The sequence below is a fragment of the Herbiconiux daphne genome, assembly GCF_024979295.1.
Taxonomy (GTDB): Bacteria; Actinomycetota; Actinomycetes; order Actinomycetales; family Microbacteriaceae; genus Herbiconiux; species Herbiconiux daphnes.
This window is the reverse complement of the sequence record NZ_JANLCJ010000003.1, coordinates 359,086-376,807: the sequence shown is the minus strand read 5'-3', so window position 1 is coordinate 376,807 and position 17,722 is coordinate 359,086. Positions and strand designations below refer to the sequence as shown.

Sequence of the window (17,722 nt, the reverse complement as noted above, 5' to 3'; positions counted from 1 at the left end):
AGGCTCCTGTGACCACTGACGTAGACCAGACGACGACCGCGGCGACGCTGGAGCTGCACGACGTCGAACGCATCCGCGCCGACTTCCCGATCCTCGGGCGCGAGGTCAACGGGCATCCGCTGGTCTACCTCGACTCGGGCGCCACCTCGCAGAAACCCCAGCGCGTCATCGACGTCGAGCGCTCCTACTACGAGCTCAACAACGCCGCCGTGCACCGCGGCGCCCACACCCTCGCCGGCGAGGCCACCGAGCTGTTCGAAGACGCACGGGCCACTGTCGCCCGCTTCGTGGGGGTGGCCGACGACGAGATCGTCTGGACTTCCAACGCCACCGAGGGCCTCAACCTGATCGCCTACGGCATGTCGAACGCGTCGCTCGGGCGCGGGGGAGATGCCGCCCGCCGCTTCCGCCTCGGCGAGGGCGACGAGATCGTCGTCACCGAGCTCGAGCACCACGCCAACCTGGTGCCGTGGCAAGAACTCGCGTTCCGCACCGGGGCGACCCTGAGAGTGATCGGCGTCGGCGACGACGGCCGCATCCGGCTCGACGACGCCGCCGAGATCATCGGCGAGCGCACCCGGGTGGTGGCCTTCGCGCACGTGTCGAACGTGCTCGGCGCGGTGAACCCGGTCGCCGAGCTCGTGGCGCTCGCGCACGGGGTGGGCGCCCTCGTCGTGCTCGACGCCTGCCAGTCCGCGCCGCACCTGTCCCTCGACCTCGCCGCGCTCGACGTGGACTTCGCGGTGTTCTCGGGCCACAAGATGCTCGCGCCGACCGGCGTGGGCGTGCTCTACGGCCGGTCGGAGTTGCTGAACGCCCTGCCGCCCTTCCTCACCGGCGGTTCGATGATCACCACCGTCGGGCTCACCGAGTCCGAGTTCCTGCCCGCCCCGATGCGGTTCGAGGCCGGCACCCAGCGCGTGTCGCAGGCGATCGCGCTCGCCTCGGCCATCGACTATCTCGGCGAGGTGGGCATGGCGCGCATCGCGGGCTGGGAGGCACAGCTCGGCGAGCGTCTCTACCAGGGCCTCGTGGCGATTCCCGGTGTGCGCGTGCTGGGGCCGGCACCGGATGCCGCCGCCGGGGTGGAGCGCGTGGGGCTCGCCAGTTTCGTGGTCGACGGCATCCACTCGCACGACGTCGGCCAGTTCCTCGACGATCGCGGCATCGCCGTGCGGGTGGGCCACCACTGCGCGCAACCCGTGCACCGGCGCTTCGGGGTGACCGCCACCACCCGGGTGAGCACCTATCTCTACAACACGCCCGACGAGGTCGACCAGGCCGTCGCGGCCGTGGCCGACTCCCGCGCGTTCTTCGGGGTGGCGTGATGGCGTCGCGCGAGCTGGAGAGCATGTACCAGCACGTCATCCTCGACCACGCCAAAGAGAAGCACGGCTTCGGGCTGCGCGACGGCGCGACGGGGTCGTCGCACCAGATCAACCCCACCTGTGGCGACGAGGTGACCCTCAACGTCTACCGGGCCGCCGACGGTCGCGTCGAGTCGATCGGCTGGGAGGGCCAGGGCTGCTCCATCTCGACCGCCTCGGCATCGCTGCTGAGCGACATCGTGCACGACCTCACGGCCGACGAGGTGACCGAACGCATCGCCGCGTTCCGCGAGCTCATGCAGTCGAAGGGGGCGATCGAGGGCGACGAAGACCTGCTGGGCGACGCGGTCGCTCTCGGCGGTGTGTCGCGCTACATCACCCGCATCAAGTGCGCGATGCTGCCCTGGGTCGCGTTCGAAGACGCGCTCGGCCTGACGCCCGCACGCTGACGACACGGGCTGCTCCCGCCCGGGCGCACCCGGGTGTCGTGCGCCGCCCCTAGGATCGCAGCATGACCGACGACAGCCCCGCCGAGCCGGGCGCAGAACGCCGCCGCCTCGCCGAGACCTCGTCCGACGGCGTGCCCGACGCCGCTCCGGGCTGGCGCGACTGGGGCCCCTACGTTGCCGAGCGGGCGTGGGGCACGGTTCGCGAAGACTACAGCGCCGACGGCGACGCCTGGCGGTTCTTTCCGCACGACCACGCGCGGTCGCGCACCTATCGCTGGAACGAAGACGGCATGGCCGCGTTCTGCGACGACCAGCAGAACTGGTGCCTCGGCCTCGCCCTCTGGAACGGCGTCGACCCGATTCTGAAAGAACGCATGTTCGGCCTCTCCGGCCCCGAGGGCAACCACGGCGAAGACGTCAAGGAGTACTGGTGGTATCTCGACGCCACCCCCACCCACTCCTGGCAGCGCTGGCGCTACCACTACCCGCAGGCCGAGTTCCCCTACGACGAGCTGGTGTCGGTGAACGCCGCCCGCTCGAAGACCGAGGCCGAGTACGAGCTCGTCGACACGGGCGTCTTCGACGACGGCCGCTACTGGGTGGTGACGGTCGACTACGCCAAGGCCGGGCCGCGCGACCTGCTGATGTCGGTCACGGTCGAGAACGCCGGCCCCGACGAGGCCACCATCCACGTGCTGCCGTCGCTCTGGATGCGGAACGTGTGGTCGTGGGACACCGAGCCTCCCGAGAGACCGCGGATCGCGGCATCCGGAGGCCGAGACGGCCGCACGATGGTCGCGAGCAGGCCCGGCGCCGCCGACCTCGTGCTGCGCATCGACCCGGGCGAGGGCGCGTCGGCCGAGGCGCTCTTCTGCGAGAACGAGACCAACCGCGAGCGGCTGTTCGGTGAGCCGGCCTCGACCCCCTACCCGAAAGACGGCATCAACGATGACGTGGTCGCCGGTGCGGCGACGGTGAATCCAGCGCTCGACGGCACGAAGGCGGCGTTCCACCAGGTGCTGACGGTGCCGGCGGGCGGGTCGCGCGTGATCAGACTGCGGTTGACGGAGCGGGCGGATGCCGCGGCATCCGTCGACCCGTCGGGCGGCGCCGCGGCATCCGCCGAGCCGTCGGGCGGCGTCGACCCGTTCGGTGACTTCGACGCCGTGATGCACTTGAGGGCCGCCGAGGCCGACGAGTTCTACGCCTCGGTGCTGCCCGCGACGACCACCTCGCAGGAGGCGGCGATCGCCCGGCAGGCGTTCGCGGGGCTGCTGTGGTCGAAGCAGTTCTTCCACTTCGACGTGCGCCGCTGGCTGGCCGGCGACCCGACGTCGCCCCCGCCGCCGCCCGGGCGCGAATACGTGCGCAACGGCGACTGGCGGCACCTGTCGAGCCGCGACGTCATCCTCATGCCCGACCCGTGGGAGTATCCCTGGTTCGCCGCGTGGGACCTCGCGTTCCACTGCGTGACGATGGCCCACATCGACCCGGAATACGCCAAGGCGCAGCTGATCCTCATCCTGCGCGAGTGGTACATGCACCCGAACGGGCAGCTGCCCGCCTACGAGTGGGACTTCGCCGACGTGAACCCGCCGATCGAGGCGTGGGCGGCGCTGCGGGTGTTCGAGATCGACGGCGGTCGCGACTTCCATTTTCTCGGCCGCATCTTCCACAAGCTGCTGATGAATTTCACGTGGTGGACGAACAACAAAGACCACGGCGACAACAACCTGTTCGAGGGCGGCTTCATGGGCCTCGACAACATCGCGCCGCTCGACCGCTCGACGCTGCCGCCCGAGCTCGGGGTGCTCGAACAGGCCGACTCGACCGCCTGGATGGCGACCTACGCGCTGCATCTGCTCGACATGGCGCTGCTGCTCACCGCCCACGACCGCGCCTACGAAGACGTGGCCACGAAGTTCTTCGAGCACTTCCTCGTGATCGCGTCGTCGGCGAACGACGCCGGGCTGTGGGACGACGCCGACTCGTTCTATTACGACCTTTTGCACCTGGCCGACGGCCGCGAGGTGCCGATGAAGGTGCGCTCGCTCGTGGGCCTCGTGCCCGTCACGGCCTCGCTCGTGTTCGACCGCACTAAGATGGGCCGGCTCGAGGAGTTCCTGCACCGCGGTCAGGTGTTCCTCACCCGCAACCCCGGTTACCGCTCGCTCGTGCACGTGCGCGAGTCGGGCGCCGCCGGCTTCACGAGCCTGATGGCGCTCGTCGAGCCCGAGCGGCTCAAACGGGTGCTCGGCGGGGTGGTCGACGAAGACGGCATGCTGTCACCGCACGGCATCCGCAGCATCTCGGCCTGGCACCGCGAGCATCCGTTCCGGGTCGACGTCGGGGGCGCCGAGGCGGTCGTCGACTACGAGCCGGGCGAGTCGACGTCGGGTCTGTTCGGGGGCAATTCGAACTGGCGGGGGCCGGTGTGGTTTCCGCTCAACGTGCTCATCATCGAGTCGCTGCGCGGCTACGACGAGAGCCTCGGCGAGACCCATCGCGTGGAATACCCGGCGCGGTCGGGCCGGCTGCTCACCCTGGGCGAGGTCGCCGACGACCTGGCCGAGCGGCTCGTGGGGCTGTTCGTCAGCGACGGCGACCGCCCGCGGCCGGCGGATGCCCGCTACCCCCTGCTCTCGGTGGATGCTCGGTGGCGCGACAACATCACCTTCTACGAGTACTACCACGGCGACACCGGGCAGGGCCTCGGCGCGTCGCATCAGACAGGCTGGACGGCGCTCGTCGCCCACCTCATCGTCACGAAGGAGCAGCGGCCGAAGCGGATCGCGGCAGTTCCGGATGCCGCGGTCGGCGCGGGATCGTGAGCACCACGAGCCCCGCGGCCAGCACGACGAGGCCGATGACGGCCATCTGCTGCAGGGTCTCGCCGAGCACGAGGGTGCCGAGCAGGGTCGCGGTGAGCGGTTCGGCGAGCGTCAGGGTCGACACGGTCGAGGCCGGCAGGCGCTTGAGGCCCCAGCCGAACAGCAGGTAGGCGACCACGGTGGTGACCACCCCCAGCCAGAGCGCCATGGCGAGCCCCGGGCCGGTGGCGAGCCAGGCGGTGTCGGTGGTGAGCAGCAGCGGCAGGCTCAGCACGGCGGCGACGCCGAACACCGCTCCCATGGTGGCGGTGGGGGCCCACCCGCGCTCGAGCAGGGCCTTGCCGGCCAGGGTGTAGACGGCATAGGAGGCGCCGGCCGCGACCGAGGCGAGAAGGCCGGGAACGCTGATGGCGGCATCCGTTGCGCCCGCGGCATCCAGGGCGCTGGCGGCATCCGTGGCGCTGGTGCCGACCGAGCCGACCGGCCCCTGGCCGAGCAGGCCGCTGATGAGCACGACGCCGACGGTGGCGATGAGGGTGGCGACGAGCCACAGCACTCCGGGGAACCGGCGGCTGAGCAGCCAGTCGAGAAGGCCGGTGAGGATGGGGGCCGAGCCGAGCGCCACCACCGTGCCGACGGCGACACCGTTCTCGCTCGTGCCGGCGAAGAACGCGGGCTGGTAGGCGAGAACGCCGAGCGCTCCGATGGCGACCAGCACTCCGGCGGGGAGGCGGCGCGCGCTCGGCGACGGGCGTGCGGCGGGGGCCTGACCGCCACGACCCCGCCACCAGGCGAGCAGGCCGACCACACCGAGCAGGCCGCCGCCGATGAGGATGCGTGCGGCTCCGATCGATCCGGCCGACGCGTCGACCGGGCCGAACGCCTGGGCCGTGCCGGTGGTGCCGAAGCACACGGCGGCCAGCACGACGGCCAGGTAGGGGAGCATTCCCCCAAGCTACACAATCGGCCGACGCGGGAGAGGTGCGCGGGTCAGGTGACGGGCGCTGCGGCCGAGGTGCGCGGGTCAGGTGACGGGCGCCGCGGCCGAGGTGGAGATGATGAGCACGCAGACGAGCCCCACGGCGGCGATGGCGCCGAAGCAGACGGCCATGAGCAGCAGCCGCAACCTCGCGGGCCGCACCAGCAGTCGCACCTCGACCATGGCGACGTAGAGCAGCGCGATCGCCACGATGCCGACGATCGCGACTCCCGTGGAGTTGACCTGCTGCAGGCTCCAGAGCAGCACGACGGCGATCGCGCCCATGATGGCGCCGAGAACGAGCCAGCTCGTGCCCTTCGAGGTGGTGAGCGAGGGCTGGTTGGTCACGCGGGTGGGGTCGTCGCGGGGATCGTCGGACATGATCGCCTCCGCCTTCCACTGTACGCGGGAACGGGTCACTCGGCCGAGGCGAGCGCCCAGATCGCGACGCCGTGCAGGCCCCGGGCGCGGGCCAGCTGCATCCGCAGGTCGCGGGATCGCTCGTCGCTCCACCAGAGCACGGTGGCGTCGTCGAGCGTGGCCGTCCACTCGCCCTGCACCGCATCGTAGGTCGCCCGGTCGTGGGCGATGGCGCGGGCATCCGTGATGCGCAACGTCGTGCCGGGGGAGCCGTCGCCCGGCCAGGAGTAGCCGTAGGCGCCGATGCCGAGGTCGATCGATGCGGGAGGAACGCCGGAGGCGAGCAGCGCGTCGAGCGAGGCGTTCACCCAGGGCAGGCCGCCGACGGGCCCGGGTGGGCTCCACGACGGGCCGTGCTGGTCGTAGCCCATCAGCACGACCCGGTCGACGCTCGGCAGCAGGCCGGCGAAGTCGTAGCCGGCGGCGACGTAATCGGCGGGGGTGCCCTTCGACATCACGGCGATCGAGATGGGGATCTCGCCCGCGGCCGTGCCCGGGCCGCGGCCCGGCACGAGGTCGAGCGCGGCGTCGAGCTCGCGGGCGAAGGCGGTCAGCCCCGGAGCGTCGTCGACGGCGAGGTATTCGATGTCGAGCTGCACGCTGTCGTAGTCGCCCGCGACGACGGTATCGATGAGCTGGCCGATCACCGCCGTGCGGTTGGCGGGGTCGGCGAGCAGCGCGCGGCCGATCCCGGGTGAGAAGTCTTTGAGGGCGCTGTCGAAGTTGGCGATCAGCAACTCGGCGTCGAGCCCGTGCGCATGGGCTTCGGCGACGACCGCGGCGGCGCTGTCGGTCGGGGGGATAAGGGCCTTCCCGTCGCCCGTGATCGTGGCGCCGAAGACCCCGATCATGGTGGCCAGCCCGGCGTTGGCGGTGACGTGCCGCACGGAGTCGTCGTCGACGAGCAGGTAGCCCTCGACGCCGAACGGGTCGGCTTCGTCGGTCGGCCTGTCGGTGCTGCTCGGTGTCGGCGTCGTTGTCGTTGTTTCGGGGTCCGCCGGGCCGGTGCTGCTCGGCGTCGGGCGCGGCGAGCCCAGAAAGGTGCCGCCGGCCGCGAGTTCCGACGCGCAACCGGTCAGCATCGCCGCCCCCGTCAGAACCGCGACCAGTAGCGCCCCCGTGGAGCGGGCCGATCGGGTCATGCTCTCATTCTGCGTCGCCGGCCGCGGCTCGCGCGGGGGCGACGGCGAAGTCGGCGGTATTTGCGGTTAACCGGCGTGCGAAGCGACGCCGTCGGGGGCATCGGGGCCGTTGTCACAGTGCGTCACGGGCGGTTGCGGCATCCGTCGGCTCGTTAGCGTGGGGGCGAACCGGCCCGCGACGAAACGGCCGACGACGAAGGGACGACAGGATGGCGCGGCGCAAGCTCAAGCTCGGAGCAGTGCTCGTGGGGGTCGGCGACGGCAGCACGCCGGAACTGTGGCGCCACCCCGACGTGCCGACCGACGCCAGCATCGACATCGACTGGTATGTGCGGCAGGCGCGCGAGGCCGAGGAGTCGGGCTTCGATTTCGTGTTCATCGTCGACAGTCAATATGTGGAGCCGAGTTTTCCGAACCACCACCTCAACCGGCTCGAGCCGTCGACGCTGCTCGCCGCCGTGGCCGCGCGCACCTCGCAGATCGGCCTGATCGCCACCGTCAGCACCACCTACAGCGAGCCGTTCGACATCGCGCGGCGGCTGGGGTCGCTCGACCTGATCAGCCGGGGGCGCGCGGGCTGGAACATCGTGACCAGCCAAGACCCGGGCACGGCGGGCAACTTCGGGCGCGACGCCCACGAGGACTACCCCACCCGCTACCGCCGTGCGCTCGAGAGCGTCGAAACAGTCACGGCGCTCTGGGACAGCTACGAACCGGATGCCTTCAGCACCGACAAGACCGCGGAGCGATTCCTCGACCCGGCCAAGCAGCACCGCATCGATCACGTGGGCGAGTTCTTCCGGGTGACCGGGCCGCTCAACCTGATCGGGTCGCGGCAGGGGCATCCGGTGCTCGTGCAGGCCGGCACGTCGCCGGAGGGCCGCGACCTGAGTGCCCGCGTCGGCGAGATCGTGTTCAACTTCGCGCCCGACCTGGAGTGGGGGGTCGCGTTCACCGAAGACATCCGGTCGCGGCTCGCGGCCTATGATCGCGACCCGGGCGACGTGCTCATCGTGCCGGGGCTGACGATCGTTGTCGGCGACACCGACGCGGATGCTCGGCGGATCTACGAGGCGCGCAAGGAGTCGGTGGCGCTGCCGCCGCTGCTGTTCCAGTTGGGCCGCGCGTTCGGCGGGCGGGACTTCACCGGTTACGACCTCGACGCGCCGTTCCCCGACGTCGACGCCTCGCGCGAGGGCGGCGCCCTGGGCGGGGCCGCGGCCATCAAGCAGCGCGCACTCGACGAGGGACTCACGCTGCGGCAGACGCTCCGCACGTTGCAGTCCGATCACTGGGCCACGTTCGTGGGCGCTCCCGCCACGATCGCCGCCGAGATCGAGCGGTGGTATGCCGCGGGTGCTGCCGATGGCTTCAACCTCTTCGTGCAGCATCCGGAGGACTTCGCCCGCTTCCGCGCCGAGGTGCTGCCGCTGCTGGTCGCCCGCGGCCTCTTCCGCACCACCTACGAGGGCGACACCCTCCGCGCCAACCTCGAGCTCCCCGTGCCCCTCAACCGCCACGCCCACGCCGCGCCGGTCTCCGCCCCCGCCTCCGCCCCCGCGCCCGTGGCCCGCTGACCGCCCTCGTGTGGCGACCCCATGCCGCGCGAGAAGTCACTTCTCACTCCATCCGCCCCCCTTCTGCAGCGAATCTTGACGTCTCGCGAGGGCGGGGTGGTGGTGCAGGGACCGGCGACGCCAGCACTCCGCGCCGAGAAGTCATTTCAAGCTGCATCCGCGCTGCTATTGCACCGATTCTTGACCTCTCGCGATAGTTCTTGACCTCTCGCGATAGTAGGTGGCGGTTCGTGAGCCAACGCGAGTCGGGGGTGGGCGCTCAGGTGTCGCGTGGCGCGGGGCGGCTCCGGCCAGCGCCCCCACCCTCGCCGAGAAGTCACTTCCCGTTGCATCCGCCCCGCTCGTGCACCGATTCTTGACGTCTCGCGATAGTGGGTGGGGGAGGCGTCGCGTCGTGCTCAACGAGCCCCCGCGCCGAGGAGTCACTTTTCGGTGCGTACGGGCGGGTTTTGCACCGAGGAGTGACTTCTCGGGAGGGTGGGGGCGGTTCGAGGCAAGACGAGGGCACGGGGGTGCACGCAGCGGGCCGCACTCGACTACCCGGGCTGAGCGCGTGGCCGCGCCAGCGACCGCGCGCTCAGGTGTCGCGGCGCGCCGCAGAGGCGGCGGCGCGCCCCGGCGCAGCCGCGCGCAGCACGGCCGCGCCGGCAACCAGCACAGCGCCCACCTCAGCTAGAGCAACGCCCTCTCCCGCTCCACCAGCGGGAACACGTCGCTCGCGATGCGCTCCAGCTCCTCATCGAGGGGGGAGGACTGGATCAGCAGCAGGGTGATGCCGGCATCCTGGTAGTTCCGGATGCGTTCGGCCACCTGCTCGGGCGTTCCCACCAGGTTGGGGCGGAGGCCACGGGTGCCGACCGAGTACTCGCGCTTCGACAGCTCGACGTCCAGGCGCGAGTTCGCGCGGAACTCCTCGAACGACGCGTAGCCGGGCGACGCCGCGTCGACCGTCGTGATGCGCTCAAGTTCGCGCTGGGCCTCGGCCTCGGTGTCGCGCACGATGACGTAGGCCGCCATGCCGAACTCGCGGAACGGTGCCCCGGTGACCCGCAGGCGCCGCTCGTTGAGGTCGGTGACCTTCTCGCGGGCCTCGTCGACGGTGCCGCCGTGCAGCACGTAGGCGTCGGCGAACCCGGCGATCGCCTCGCGGCCCGACTCGCTCTCGCCGCCGGCGAAGATGACGGGTGCGGTCGCGGGCTTCGGCGACAGGATGGCGCCGTCGACGTCGTAGTAGGAGCCCGAGTAGTCGAACGGGGTCTCGCTCCAGAGTCCCTTGAGCACGTCGACGAACTCGCGCGCCTGCACGTAGCGGTCGTCGTGCGAGGCGAACGTGCCGCCGTACTGCTTGGCCTCTTCGGCCCACCAGGCCGCCACGAGGTTGAGTGCGAACCGCGAGCCGGGGTCGCCCGCGCCCGCACCGCCGATGTCGCTGATGGTGGCGGACGTCTTCGCGATCACCGTCGGCAGGTGGAATCCGGGGCGCACCGCCGTCATCACCCGCAGCCGCTCGGTGACCGCGAGAATGGCGGTCGACAGCGACCACGCCTCGAGGCTGGGGGCGTCGATGCCCTTGCGGTCGTTGAGGTAGAGCTCCGGCACGAGGGTGGTGTGGTAGCCGAGACGGTCGGCGAGGGTCGACACGCGCTTGATGTAGTCCCAGGTGGCCGGCATCCCCTCGTCGCCGATGTTGCGCAGGAAGCCGCCGTAGACGGGGGTCCAGTATCCGAAGTGCATGATTCTCCTAGTTGGCTCGGCTGAGAGCGACCGACGGGCCGGCGACGAGGGCGAGCGACCGGTCGAGGTCGGCGATGAGGTCTTCGACGTCTTCGAGCCCGATCGAGAGCCGCACAGTGGCACGCGAGAACCCCGCGAGGGCGAGCTCGCTGTCGCCGAGGTGACTGTGGGTGGTGGTGGCGGGGTGGATGACGAGACTGCGCGCATCGCCGATGTTGGCGACCAGCTTGAACAGGCGCAGGCTGTCGACGAACCCCTCGATCAGCCGCTCGACGCCCGCGGCATCGGCGTGCGCGTCGTCGACGACGAGGTCGAACGAGAACACCGATCCGGCGCCGCGCGGCAGGTAGCGCTGAGCGCTCGCGTAGCCCGGATCGTCGGGGAGCCCCGGATGCCGCACCAGCGCGACCGCCGGGTGCGACTCGAGGAATGCCGCCACGGCTAAGGCTGACGCGGTCTGCTTGGCGACGCGCAGGTCGAGCGTCTCGATGCCTTGGATGATCTGGAAGCTGTTGAACGGCGAGAGCGACGGCCCGAGGTCGTGCACGAGCTTGACCTTGGCGTAAACGAGGAACGCGCTGCCCTCGCGCCCGAACCGCTTCCAGAGCACGACGTCGCCGACACGGCCGAAGGGCTCGGTGAACTGCGGCCAGCGGGCGGGCTCGGCGCCGAAGTCGAAGGTGCCGAGGTCGACGATCACGCCGGCGAGCGAGCTGCCGTGGCCGCCGAGGAATTTGGTGGCCGAGTAGACCACGATGTCGGCACCGAACTCCTTCGGGCGCTGCAGGTAGGGGGTGGCGATGGTGTTGTCGACGATGAGCGGCACGCCCGCGCGGTGGGCGATGTCGGCGACATCCTGAACCGCGAGCACCGACGCGGTGGGGTTGCCGATGGTCTCGGCGAAGAAGGCGCGGGTGTTCGGGCGGGCGGCGTCGCGCCAGGCGGCGAGGTCGTGCTGGTCGACGAGCGTGACGTCGATGCCGAAGTCGGCGAACGTGTCGGTGAGAAGGTCGAGCGTGCCGCCGTAGAGCTGGCGGGCGGCGACGATGTGATCGCCGGTCTTGGCGAGGGTGAGCAGGGCGATCAACACGGCCGACTGCCCCGATCCCGTGGCCAGCGCGGCGACGCCGCCGTCGAGCGCGGCGATGCGCTCTTCGAGCACGGTCTGGGTGGGGTTGCCGGTGCGGCTGTAGAGGTTGCCCTTCTTGCGCAGCGAGAAGATGTCGCGCGCCGCCGAGAAGCTCTCGAACTCGTAGGCCGCCGTCTGGTAGATCGGCACGACCGCCGGGTTCTGCGCGGCGGCGGTGGTGAACCCGCTGCGGATCTGGCGCGTCGAGAAGCGGCCTTCGCCGGAGGCGGCGAAGTCGCGGGCGCCGCGGGAGTCGCCGGAATCGGCGGAGTCGCGGGAATCGGCGGCGGCGTCGGTGGGGGAGTCGTCTGTGGTCACGCATCGAGTCTGTGGTGGCCGGGTCACGCGGGGCAATCGTCTTACGTTATGTTTCAGAACATAACTGCCGATGTGGTCATAATGTCCGAAACAAACGCGCGCGCCGAGCGCCGCCCAGCACGAGGAGCCGACGTGAGTGCCGACGTGAATTCGAACCCGCAGTCCACCGACCCGTGGGTGAACCCCACCGCCGCCCTGCGCGGCTCGATCGTGGTGCTCGCGGGGCGGGGCGAGAGCGCCGCCGTCTACGAGCGGTTCTCGAACCGCCTGGCCTACGACGGCTACCGCGTGACGGTGGTGCCCGACTCGAGCCGCGACGTCGACGCGACCGCTCGCGACGCCGCTCGTCTGCTCGCCGACCGGGGAGACGTGCCGAGCGTTCTGATCGGCTCCGACACCGGCGCGGCGGTCGCCGCGGTGCTGCTGGCCCAGGGTCGCGTCTTCGCCGACGTGGCCGTGCTCGCCGGCCTGCCTGCCGCCGACTCCGCCCGGTCGCTCGACTGGGAGGCCGAGCTCGAGGTGCGCAGCGCCTGCCCCGTGCACCGCGGCGCGCTCGCCCGCGACGGCGCCGTCGAGCACGGCGCGCTCGCCCGGCGCGACGCGGTGGTCGAGGGCGTCGATGCCCGGGTGGCCGGCGGCATCCTGGTGCCCGTGCTCACCGTGCACGGCGGCGCCGACGCCCTGAGCGACGTGGAGACGGCGCTCGCGCTCTACCGGGCGATTCCGGATGCCGAGAGCTACGTGATCGAGGCAGGCCGCCACGACATCCTCAACGACGTGACCCATCGTTCGGTGGCCGCGACCATCGTGCTGTTCCTCGAGCGGTTGCGCACGCCCGGACGCACCCGCGTTGTCGTGCCGGCGACCGAGGTGCTCGCGGGCGCCGCCTGAGCGCGACGGCGACCGTCACCAGGGCCGATTGTCACCGGCCTCGCACCGAACATTGGATACCATGAGGCGAGATTGATCGCCGCAGTGCCGGCGAGAGCGGGAAAGGCTCCGTCATCGTGCTCTCCAAGACCGACCGCCCCGGCCGCAGCGACAATGCCGGCCGCAGTGACAATGCCGGCCGCGCCGACCGCGCCGACCGCGCCGACCGCGCCGTCGTGGCCGCCGACTGGCTGGCCGCCCGTCTGGGCGACCGCTCGCCCGCTGGCATCAGCGAGCTCGTGGCGGGCCTCATCCGGTCGGGCGCCCTCGAGTCGGGCACACGTCTGCCGACGGTGCGCGATTTCGCCCAGGCCGCCGGCACGAGCATCGGCTCGGTGCTCGCCGCCTGGAACTCCCTGCGCGAACTGGGCTTGATCGAGACCCACCGCCGCGGGGGCACCACCGTCACCGCGCCGCGCGAGCCGGGCGGACGCACGCAGCCCTTCGCCGGCTGGGCCGCGGTCGACCTGGCGCAGAGCGCTCCCGACATCTCGCTGCAGCCCGCCCTCGGAGACGCGCTGCTGTCGACCCTCGACGACAAAGAGCTCAACGTGTTCGGCCGCGAACACATGACCGACCGGCTGCAGGCCGCCGTCGAACCGACCTGGCCGTTCGCGGCCGAAGCCTGGACCACCGCGGGCGGCGGCACCGAAGCGCTGCTCCTCGCCACCGCGGCCGCCGCACCGCCCGGCTCCCGGGTGGCGGTCGACGAGCCGCTCAGTCCGGGGTTTCTCGACACCCTGCGCGACCTCGAGCTCACCCCCGTCGGCGTCGCGGTCGACGACGACGGCCCCGTTCCCGACTCCCTCCGCGCCGCCATCGCCGCCGGCGCGGTCGCCTTCGTGCTGCAGCCCGGCGCCCCGTTCGCCGTGCGCCACGCCCTCACGCCCGACCGTGCCCGCGAACTCGCCGCGGTCGTCGCCGCCGCATCAGAGCACGCCCCCGCGACGCCCCCCACCGAGCCCACCGAGTCGCGCGAGACGACCCCCGGGCCTGCACCCGCACCACACCCCGCCGCCTGCCCGGCCCCGTTCTGGGTCGTCGAAGACGACTCCATCGGCCCGCTCGCCGCCACCGAGCCGCCGTCGCTCGGGGCGTTCGTGCCCGATCGCGTCATACGAATCCGCAGTTACTGCAAGGCCTACGGCATCGACGTGCGCACTTCGGTCATCGCCGGGGCGAAAGAGCTCGTCGATCGCAGCATCCGTGTGCGCAGCTTCGGCGTCGGCTCGAACAGCCGCATCCTGCAGAACACCCTCGCCTACCTCGTCGACTCGGCCGCGGCCGCCGAATCGGTCGACGTCGCCCGGGCAGCCTATTCGTCGCGCCGGGCCGCCCTGCTCGCCGCGCTCGAGGCCGAGGGGGTCTCCGCGCACTCCGGGCCCGGCAGCCTCGTGGTCTGGGTCGACGTCGCCGACGAGACCGACGCCGCCCTCGCGCTGGCCCGCCGGGGCATCTACGTGGGTGTGGGCGCGAAGTCGTTCGTCACCGCCCAGCCGCGTGCACTCCTCCGCATCTCTGTGACACAGCTGCCGGATGACGCCGCGCTCGTCTCCGACCTGGCGCGGGCCGTGGCCGAGGCCGCCGCCGCACCCCGGCGCGAGTTCTTCGACTGACCTCGCCGCCCGCGTCAGGGTTTCTGTGACATAACGTTTTATGACAGAAACAAAGTGAAAGAAACCGGGCCTTTGTTCGTCAAGAGGCAACAATCGACTCCAGCGGGGCAACCGCACCGACGGAGGGACGACTTTCATGACCGAACGGCTCGAGAACACGCAGCGTGACGGCATCGAGGGCGGCGCGCGCCAGATCAAACTCGGTGCCGTGCTCACCGGAACCGGCGGCCCGGGGCATTTCAACACCTGGCTCGACCCCGAGATCCCGGGTGACGCGTCGATCGACATCCACTGGTACATCGAGCAGGCACGCATCGCCGAGGCCGCGAAGTTCGACCTGGTGTTCATCGTCGACAGCCAGTTCATCACCCCCGACTCGCCGCCCCACTACCTCAACCGCCTCGAGCCGCTCACCCTGCTCTCGGCCCTCGCGGTGTCGACCCGGAACATCGGCCTGGTGGCCACGCTCACCACGAGCTACAACGACCCGTTCAACACCGCCCGCCGCTTCGCGTCACTCGACCTGATCTCGGGCGGCCGCGCGGGTTGGAACGTCGTCACGAGCGGCGACGCGGGCACCGCGGGCAACTTCAGCCTCGACGAGCACTACGACTACGACACCCGTTACGGCCGCGCGCTCGAGCACGTGCGCACCGCGCAGGGGCTGTGGGACTCCTACGAAGACGACGCCTTCCCCCGCGACCGCGCGACCGGGGTGTTCCTCGACCCGTCGAAACTGCACGCGCTGAACCACGAGGGCGAGTACTTCCGGGTCGTCGGCCCGCTCAACATCTCGCGGTCGCCGCAGGGCCAGCCGGTCATCTTCCAGGCGGGCGACTCCGAGCAGGGGCGCGACCTCGGCGCCGAGATCGGCGACGGCATCTTCACGCACGCGCCTTCGATCGAGGCCGGCCAGGCCTTCTACGCCGACATCAAGGGCCGGGCGGCGGCGAAGGGCCGCAACCCCGACCACGTGCTGGTGCTACCCGGCATCTCCGTGTTCGTCGGCGACACCGACGACGAGGCGCGCGAGATCGAACTCGCCACCCAGCGGGCCGACGGCGGTTTCGAGCAGTCGCTCGCCGAGTTCGGCCGCTCGTTCGGCTGGCACGACTTTCGGCAATACGACCTCGACGCCCCGTTCCCGGCCGACGTGCTGCAGTACTCCGAGCGCAGCTTCCACACCCAGGCGAAGAAGATCGTGGAGTTCGCCGAGGCAGGCGGCCTGACCCTGCGCCAGGTCGTCGAGACGATCTCGAGCCCCAAGCGCACCCCCTTCGTCGGCTCGCCCGAGACGGTCGCCGATGAGCTCCAGCGCTGGTTCGACGAGCGCGCGGTCGACGGCTACAACATCCACGTCGGCCACCCCGACCAGTTCCGCCGCCTCGTCGACGAGGTGCTGCCCATCCTGCGCGAGCGCGGCGTGCTGCGCCGCGACTACGAAGGCACCACGCTGCGCGAGAACCTCGGGCTGCCGTTCGTGCCCAACCGGCACACCGTCGCCCGCGACGCCGCCGAGCGGGCCGAGCGCGAAGCGCTCACGAGCGAGCACGCCCTCGAGCAGCAGGTCGCCGCCAACGCCTGAGCCGCGGCATCCGGTGGCCGCAGCCCCCCACGACTTCCCAGCACCATCTGTCCGATTCCGAACAACGGAGAACCACACGTGAGCACCACAGCATCCCGCTTCGCCGCCCGGGCGGTGAGAACAGCCGCGATCATCACCGCAGCGACCCTCCTCGTCTCCGGCTGCGCCGCCAGCAGCGGCGCGTCGAGCGGCGGCGACGACGCGCAGCCCACCACGTTGCGCTGGGCCTTCAGCCTGCCGACCTCGTGGGACCCGGTGACCAGTCGCACCGGCAACGACATCAACACCGTGAGCCTGGCGTATGCCTCGCTCACGCAGATCGACAAGGACGGCAACGTGCTCCCGTCGCTCGCCGAGAGCTGGAAGTACAGCGACGACGGCAAGAACGTGACCTTCACGCTGCGCCCCGACCTCGTGTTCACCGACGGCACCCCGCTCGACGCCGAAGCCGTCAAGGCCTTCTTCGAGCGCGGCAAGACCCAGGAGGACTCGTTCCTCAAAGACCAGCTCGCCACCGTCGACACCGTCTCGGCCGACAGCGACGTGGATGTCACCCTGCACCTCACCGGCGTCGACTACCAGATCCCGGCCCTCGTCGCCGGTCGCACGGGAGCGATCTCGAGCGAGAAGGCGGCCACCGACGACGTGGCCAAGCTCAGCACCTGGCCGGTCGGCGCAGGCCCCTTCAAGATCACCGAGTTCGTGCCGGAGTCGCACGCGACCTTCGAGAAGAACCCCGATTACTGGGATGCCGACAACATCCACATCGACACCTTCGAGCTCTCGGTCGCACCCGACCCGGCGACGCTCGTGGCCGGCATCCAGTCGGGCTCGTTCGACGTGGCGACACTGCCGGCCGCGAAGATCGACGAGGCGAAGGCATCCGGTCTCACCGTCACGGTCGCCCCGTCGCTCGCCGTGAGCGACGTGTCGATCAACGCCAACAAGGCGCCGTTCGACGACCCGAAGGTGGTCGAGGCGTTCCGCTACGCGTTCGACCGCCAGGAGTTCGTCGACGTCATCACGCAAGGGCAGGGCGCTCCGACGAGTCAGCCGTTCCCCGAGGGCAATCCGGCCTACAACCCCGAGGTCGACGAGCTCTGGAGCTACGACCCCGACAAGGCCAAGCAGCTGCTGAAAGACGCCGGCTACGGCGAGGGCGACCTGACCATCGAGATCACGGCCGCGTCATTCAGCGAGCAGGGCGCCGAGATCGCGCAGTCGCAGCTCGCCAAGATCGGCGTGAACTCCACCATCTCGCTCGTGCCGCCGGGATCGTCGACGTGGCAGAGCGAGGTCTACATCGCCAAGAACCCGCAGCTCGCCATCGACGGCACAATCGGGCGTGAGACGCCGGTACAGAACCTGCTCGCCGTCTACGGCCCCCAGGGCATCATGAACCTGTCGGGCCCCAACGCCTCCGACGCGTTCCTCGCGGCGCTGCAGAAGGTGCGCGAGACGCCGCTCGACGACCCGGGTTACCAGGCCGCGTTGCAGGACGCGGTGAAGGCCGGTGTCGAGCAGTCGCCCACCAACTACATCTACAGCTCGCCGTGGATCATCGCGTCGAGCCCCAAGGTGAGCGAATTGAACCTCCTGCCGTCGCAGTTCCGCTGGGAAGACGTCACTGTAACGCAGTAGGACGCGGATGCCCCGGCATCCGCAACCCCGAGAGGAGCACGGC

General features: G+C 70.8%; 13 protein-coding genes. 8 read left to right on the top strand and 5 right to left on the bottom strand.

The features are described 5' to 3' along the window. Window positions 1-8: 8 nt before the first annotated feature. The 3 genes from N1032_RS10515 to N1032_RS10505 all read left to right on the top strand — a co-directional run bounded on the left by N1032_RS10515 (window position 9) and on the right by N1032_RS10505 (window position 4,608). Entirely contained in the window at window positions 9-1,328 is a 1,320-nt protein-coding gene (locus N1032_RS10515; RefSeq protein ID WP_407933022.1) for a SufS family cysteine desulfurase, read from the top strand. After that, on the top strand, window positions 1,328-1,777 hold the full coding sequence (sufU, locus tag N1032_RS10510) for a Fe-S cluster assembly sulfur transfer protein SufU (protein ID WP_259539018.1): 450 nt from the start codon (window positions 1,328-1,330) through the stop codon (window positions 1,775-1,777). Before N1032_RS10515 ends, sufU begins: the two co-directional genes overlap by 1 nt. Before the next feature lie 62 nt (window positions 1,778-1,839). Then, window positions 1,840-4,608, top strand: coding sequence for an MGH1-like glycoside hydrolase domain-containing protein (locus tag N1032_RS10505; protein ID WP_259539017.1), 2,769 nt, complete (start codon window positions 1,840-1,842; stop codon window positions 4,606-4,608). Here N1032_RS10505 and N1032_RS10500 read toward each other — a convergent pair. The 3 genes from N1032_RS10500 to N1032_RS10490 form a co-directional block, all read right to left on the bottom strand. Further along, a complete protein-coding gene (locus N1032_RS10500; RefSeq protein ID WP_259539016.1) occupies window positions 4,541-5,554 on the bottom strand; it encodes a DMT family transporter in 1,014 nt (337 codons plus the stop codon). The genes N1032_RS10505 and N1032_RS10500 overlap by 68 nt on opposite strands. 78 nt (window positions 5,555-5,632) lie before the next feature. After that, a complete protein-coding gene (locus N1032_RS10495; protein ID WP_259539015.1) occupies window positions 5,633-5,968 on the bottom strand; it encodes a hypothetical protein in 336 nt (111 codons plus the stop codon). Between the two features lie 35 nt (window positions 5,969-6,003). Next, entirely contained in the window at window positions 6,004-7,149 is a 1,146-nt protein-coding gene (locus N1032_RS10490) for a glycosyl hydrolase family 18 protein (RefSeq protein ID WP_259539014.1), read from the bottom strand. 209 nt (window positions 7,150-7,358) lie between these two features. Here N1032_RS10490 and N1032_RS10485 point away from each other — a divergent pair, with 209 nt between their 5' ends. Further along, complete coding sequence (locus N1032_RS10485; protein ID WP_259539013.1) at window positions 7,359-8,726, top strand: NtaA/DmoA family FMN-dependent monooxygenase; 1,368 nt, start codon at window positions 7,359-7,361, stop codon at window positions 8,724-8,726. A 672-nt stretch (window positions 8,727-9,398) separates the two neighbouring features. Here the strand turns inward: N1032_RS10485 and N1032_RS10480 are convergent. Both N1032_RS10480 and N1032_RS10475 read right to left on the bottom strand, forming a co-directional pair. After that, window positions 9,399-10,460 (bottom strand): LLM class flavin-dependent oxidoreductase, encoded by a 1,062-nt coding sequence (locus tag N1032_RS10480; protein WP_259539012.1) that lies wholly within the window; start codon window positions 10,458-10,460, stop codon window positions 9,399-9,401. Window positions 10,461-10,467: 7 nt separating this feature from the next. Further along, entirely contained in the window at window positions 10,468-11,907 is a 1,440-nt protein-coding gene (locus N1032_RS10475) for an O-acetylhomoserine aminocarboxypropyltransferase/cysteine synthase family protein (RefSeq protein ID WP_259539011.1), read from the bottom strand. 81 nt (window positions 11,908-11,988) lie between these two features. On the opposite strand from N1032_RS10475, the gene N1032_RS10470 reads away from it, so the two are divergent. The 4 genes from N1032_RS10470 to N1032_RS10455 all read left to right on the top strand — a co-directional run bounded on the left by N1032_RS10470 (window position 11,989) and on the right by N1032_RS10455 (window position 17,679). Continuing rightward, window positions 11,989-12,798: an alpha/beta hydrolase gene (locus N1032_RS10470; RefSeq protein ID WP_259539010.1), complete on the top strand. Its 810-nt coding sequence runs from the start codon at window positions 11,989-11,991 to the stop codon at window positions 12,796-12,798. Between the two features lie 116 nt (window positions 12,799-12,914). Further along, window positions 12,915-14,453 (top strand): aminotransferase class I/II-fold pyridoxal phosphate-dependent enzyme, encoded by a 1,539-nt coding sequence (locus N1032_RS10465; protein ID WP_259539009.1) that lies wholly within the window; start codon window positions 12,915-12,917, stop codon window positions 14,451-14,453. Between the two features lie 136 nt (window positions 14,454-14,589). Then, window positions 14,590-16,038, top strand: a complete 1,449-nt coding sequence (locus N1032_RS10460; RefSeq protein WP_259539008.1) for an LLM class flavin-dependent oxidoreductase — start codon at window positions 14,590-14,592, stop codon at window positions 16,036-16,038. A 78-nt stretch (window positions 16,039-16,116) separates the two neighbouring features. After that, entirely contained in the window at window positions 16,117-17,679 is a 1,563-nt protein-coding gene (locus N1032_RS10455; RefSeq protein WP_259539007.1) for an ABC transporter substrate-binding protein, read from the top strand. Window positions 17,680-17,722 lie beyond the last annotated feature (43 nt).

Bases quoted from the DNA above. Each gene is read 5' to 3' on its own strand.
- sufU (WP_259539018.1), top strand. From the start codon at position 1,328: ATGGCGTCGCGCGAGCTGGAGAGCATGTACCAGCACGTCATCCTCGAC.
- N1032_RS10505 (WP_259539017.1), top strand. From the start codon at position 1,840: ATGACCGACGACAGCCCCGCCGAGCCGGGCGCAGAACGCCGCCGCCTC.
- N1032_RS10500 (WP_259539016.1), bottom strand. From the start codon at position 5,554: ATGCTCCCCTACCTGGCCGTCGTGCTGGCCGCCGTGTGCTTCGGCACC.
- N1032_RS10495 (WP_259539015.1), bottom strand. From the start codon at position 5,968: ATGTCCGACGATCCCCGCGACGACCCCACCCGCGTGACCAACCAGCCC.
- N1032_RS10490 (WP_259539014.1), bottom strand. From the start codon at position 7,149: ATGACCCGATCGGCCCGCTCCACGGGGGCGCTACTGGTCGCGGTTCTG.
- N1032_RS10485 (WP_259539013.1), top strand. From the start codon at position 7,359: ATGGCGCGGCGCAAGCTCAAGCTCGGAGCAGTGCTCGTGGGGGTCGGC.
- N1032_RS10480 (WP_259539012.1), bottom strand. From the start codon at position 10,460: ATGCACTTCGGATACTGGACCCCCGTCTACGGCGGCTTCCTGCGCAAC.
- N1032_RS10470 (WP_259539010.1), top strand. From the start codon at position 11,989: ATGTCCGAAACAAACGCGCGCGCCGAGCGCCGCCCAGCACGAGGAGCC.
- N1032_RS10460 (WP_259539008.1), top strand. From the start codon at position 14,590: ATGACCGAACGGCTCGAGAACACGCAGCGTGACGGCATCGAGGGCGGC.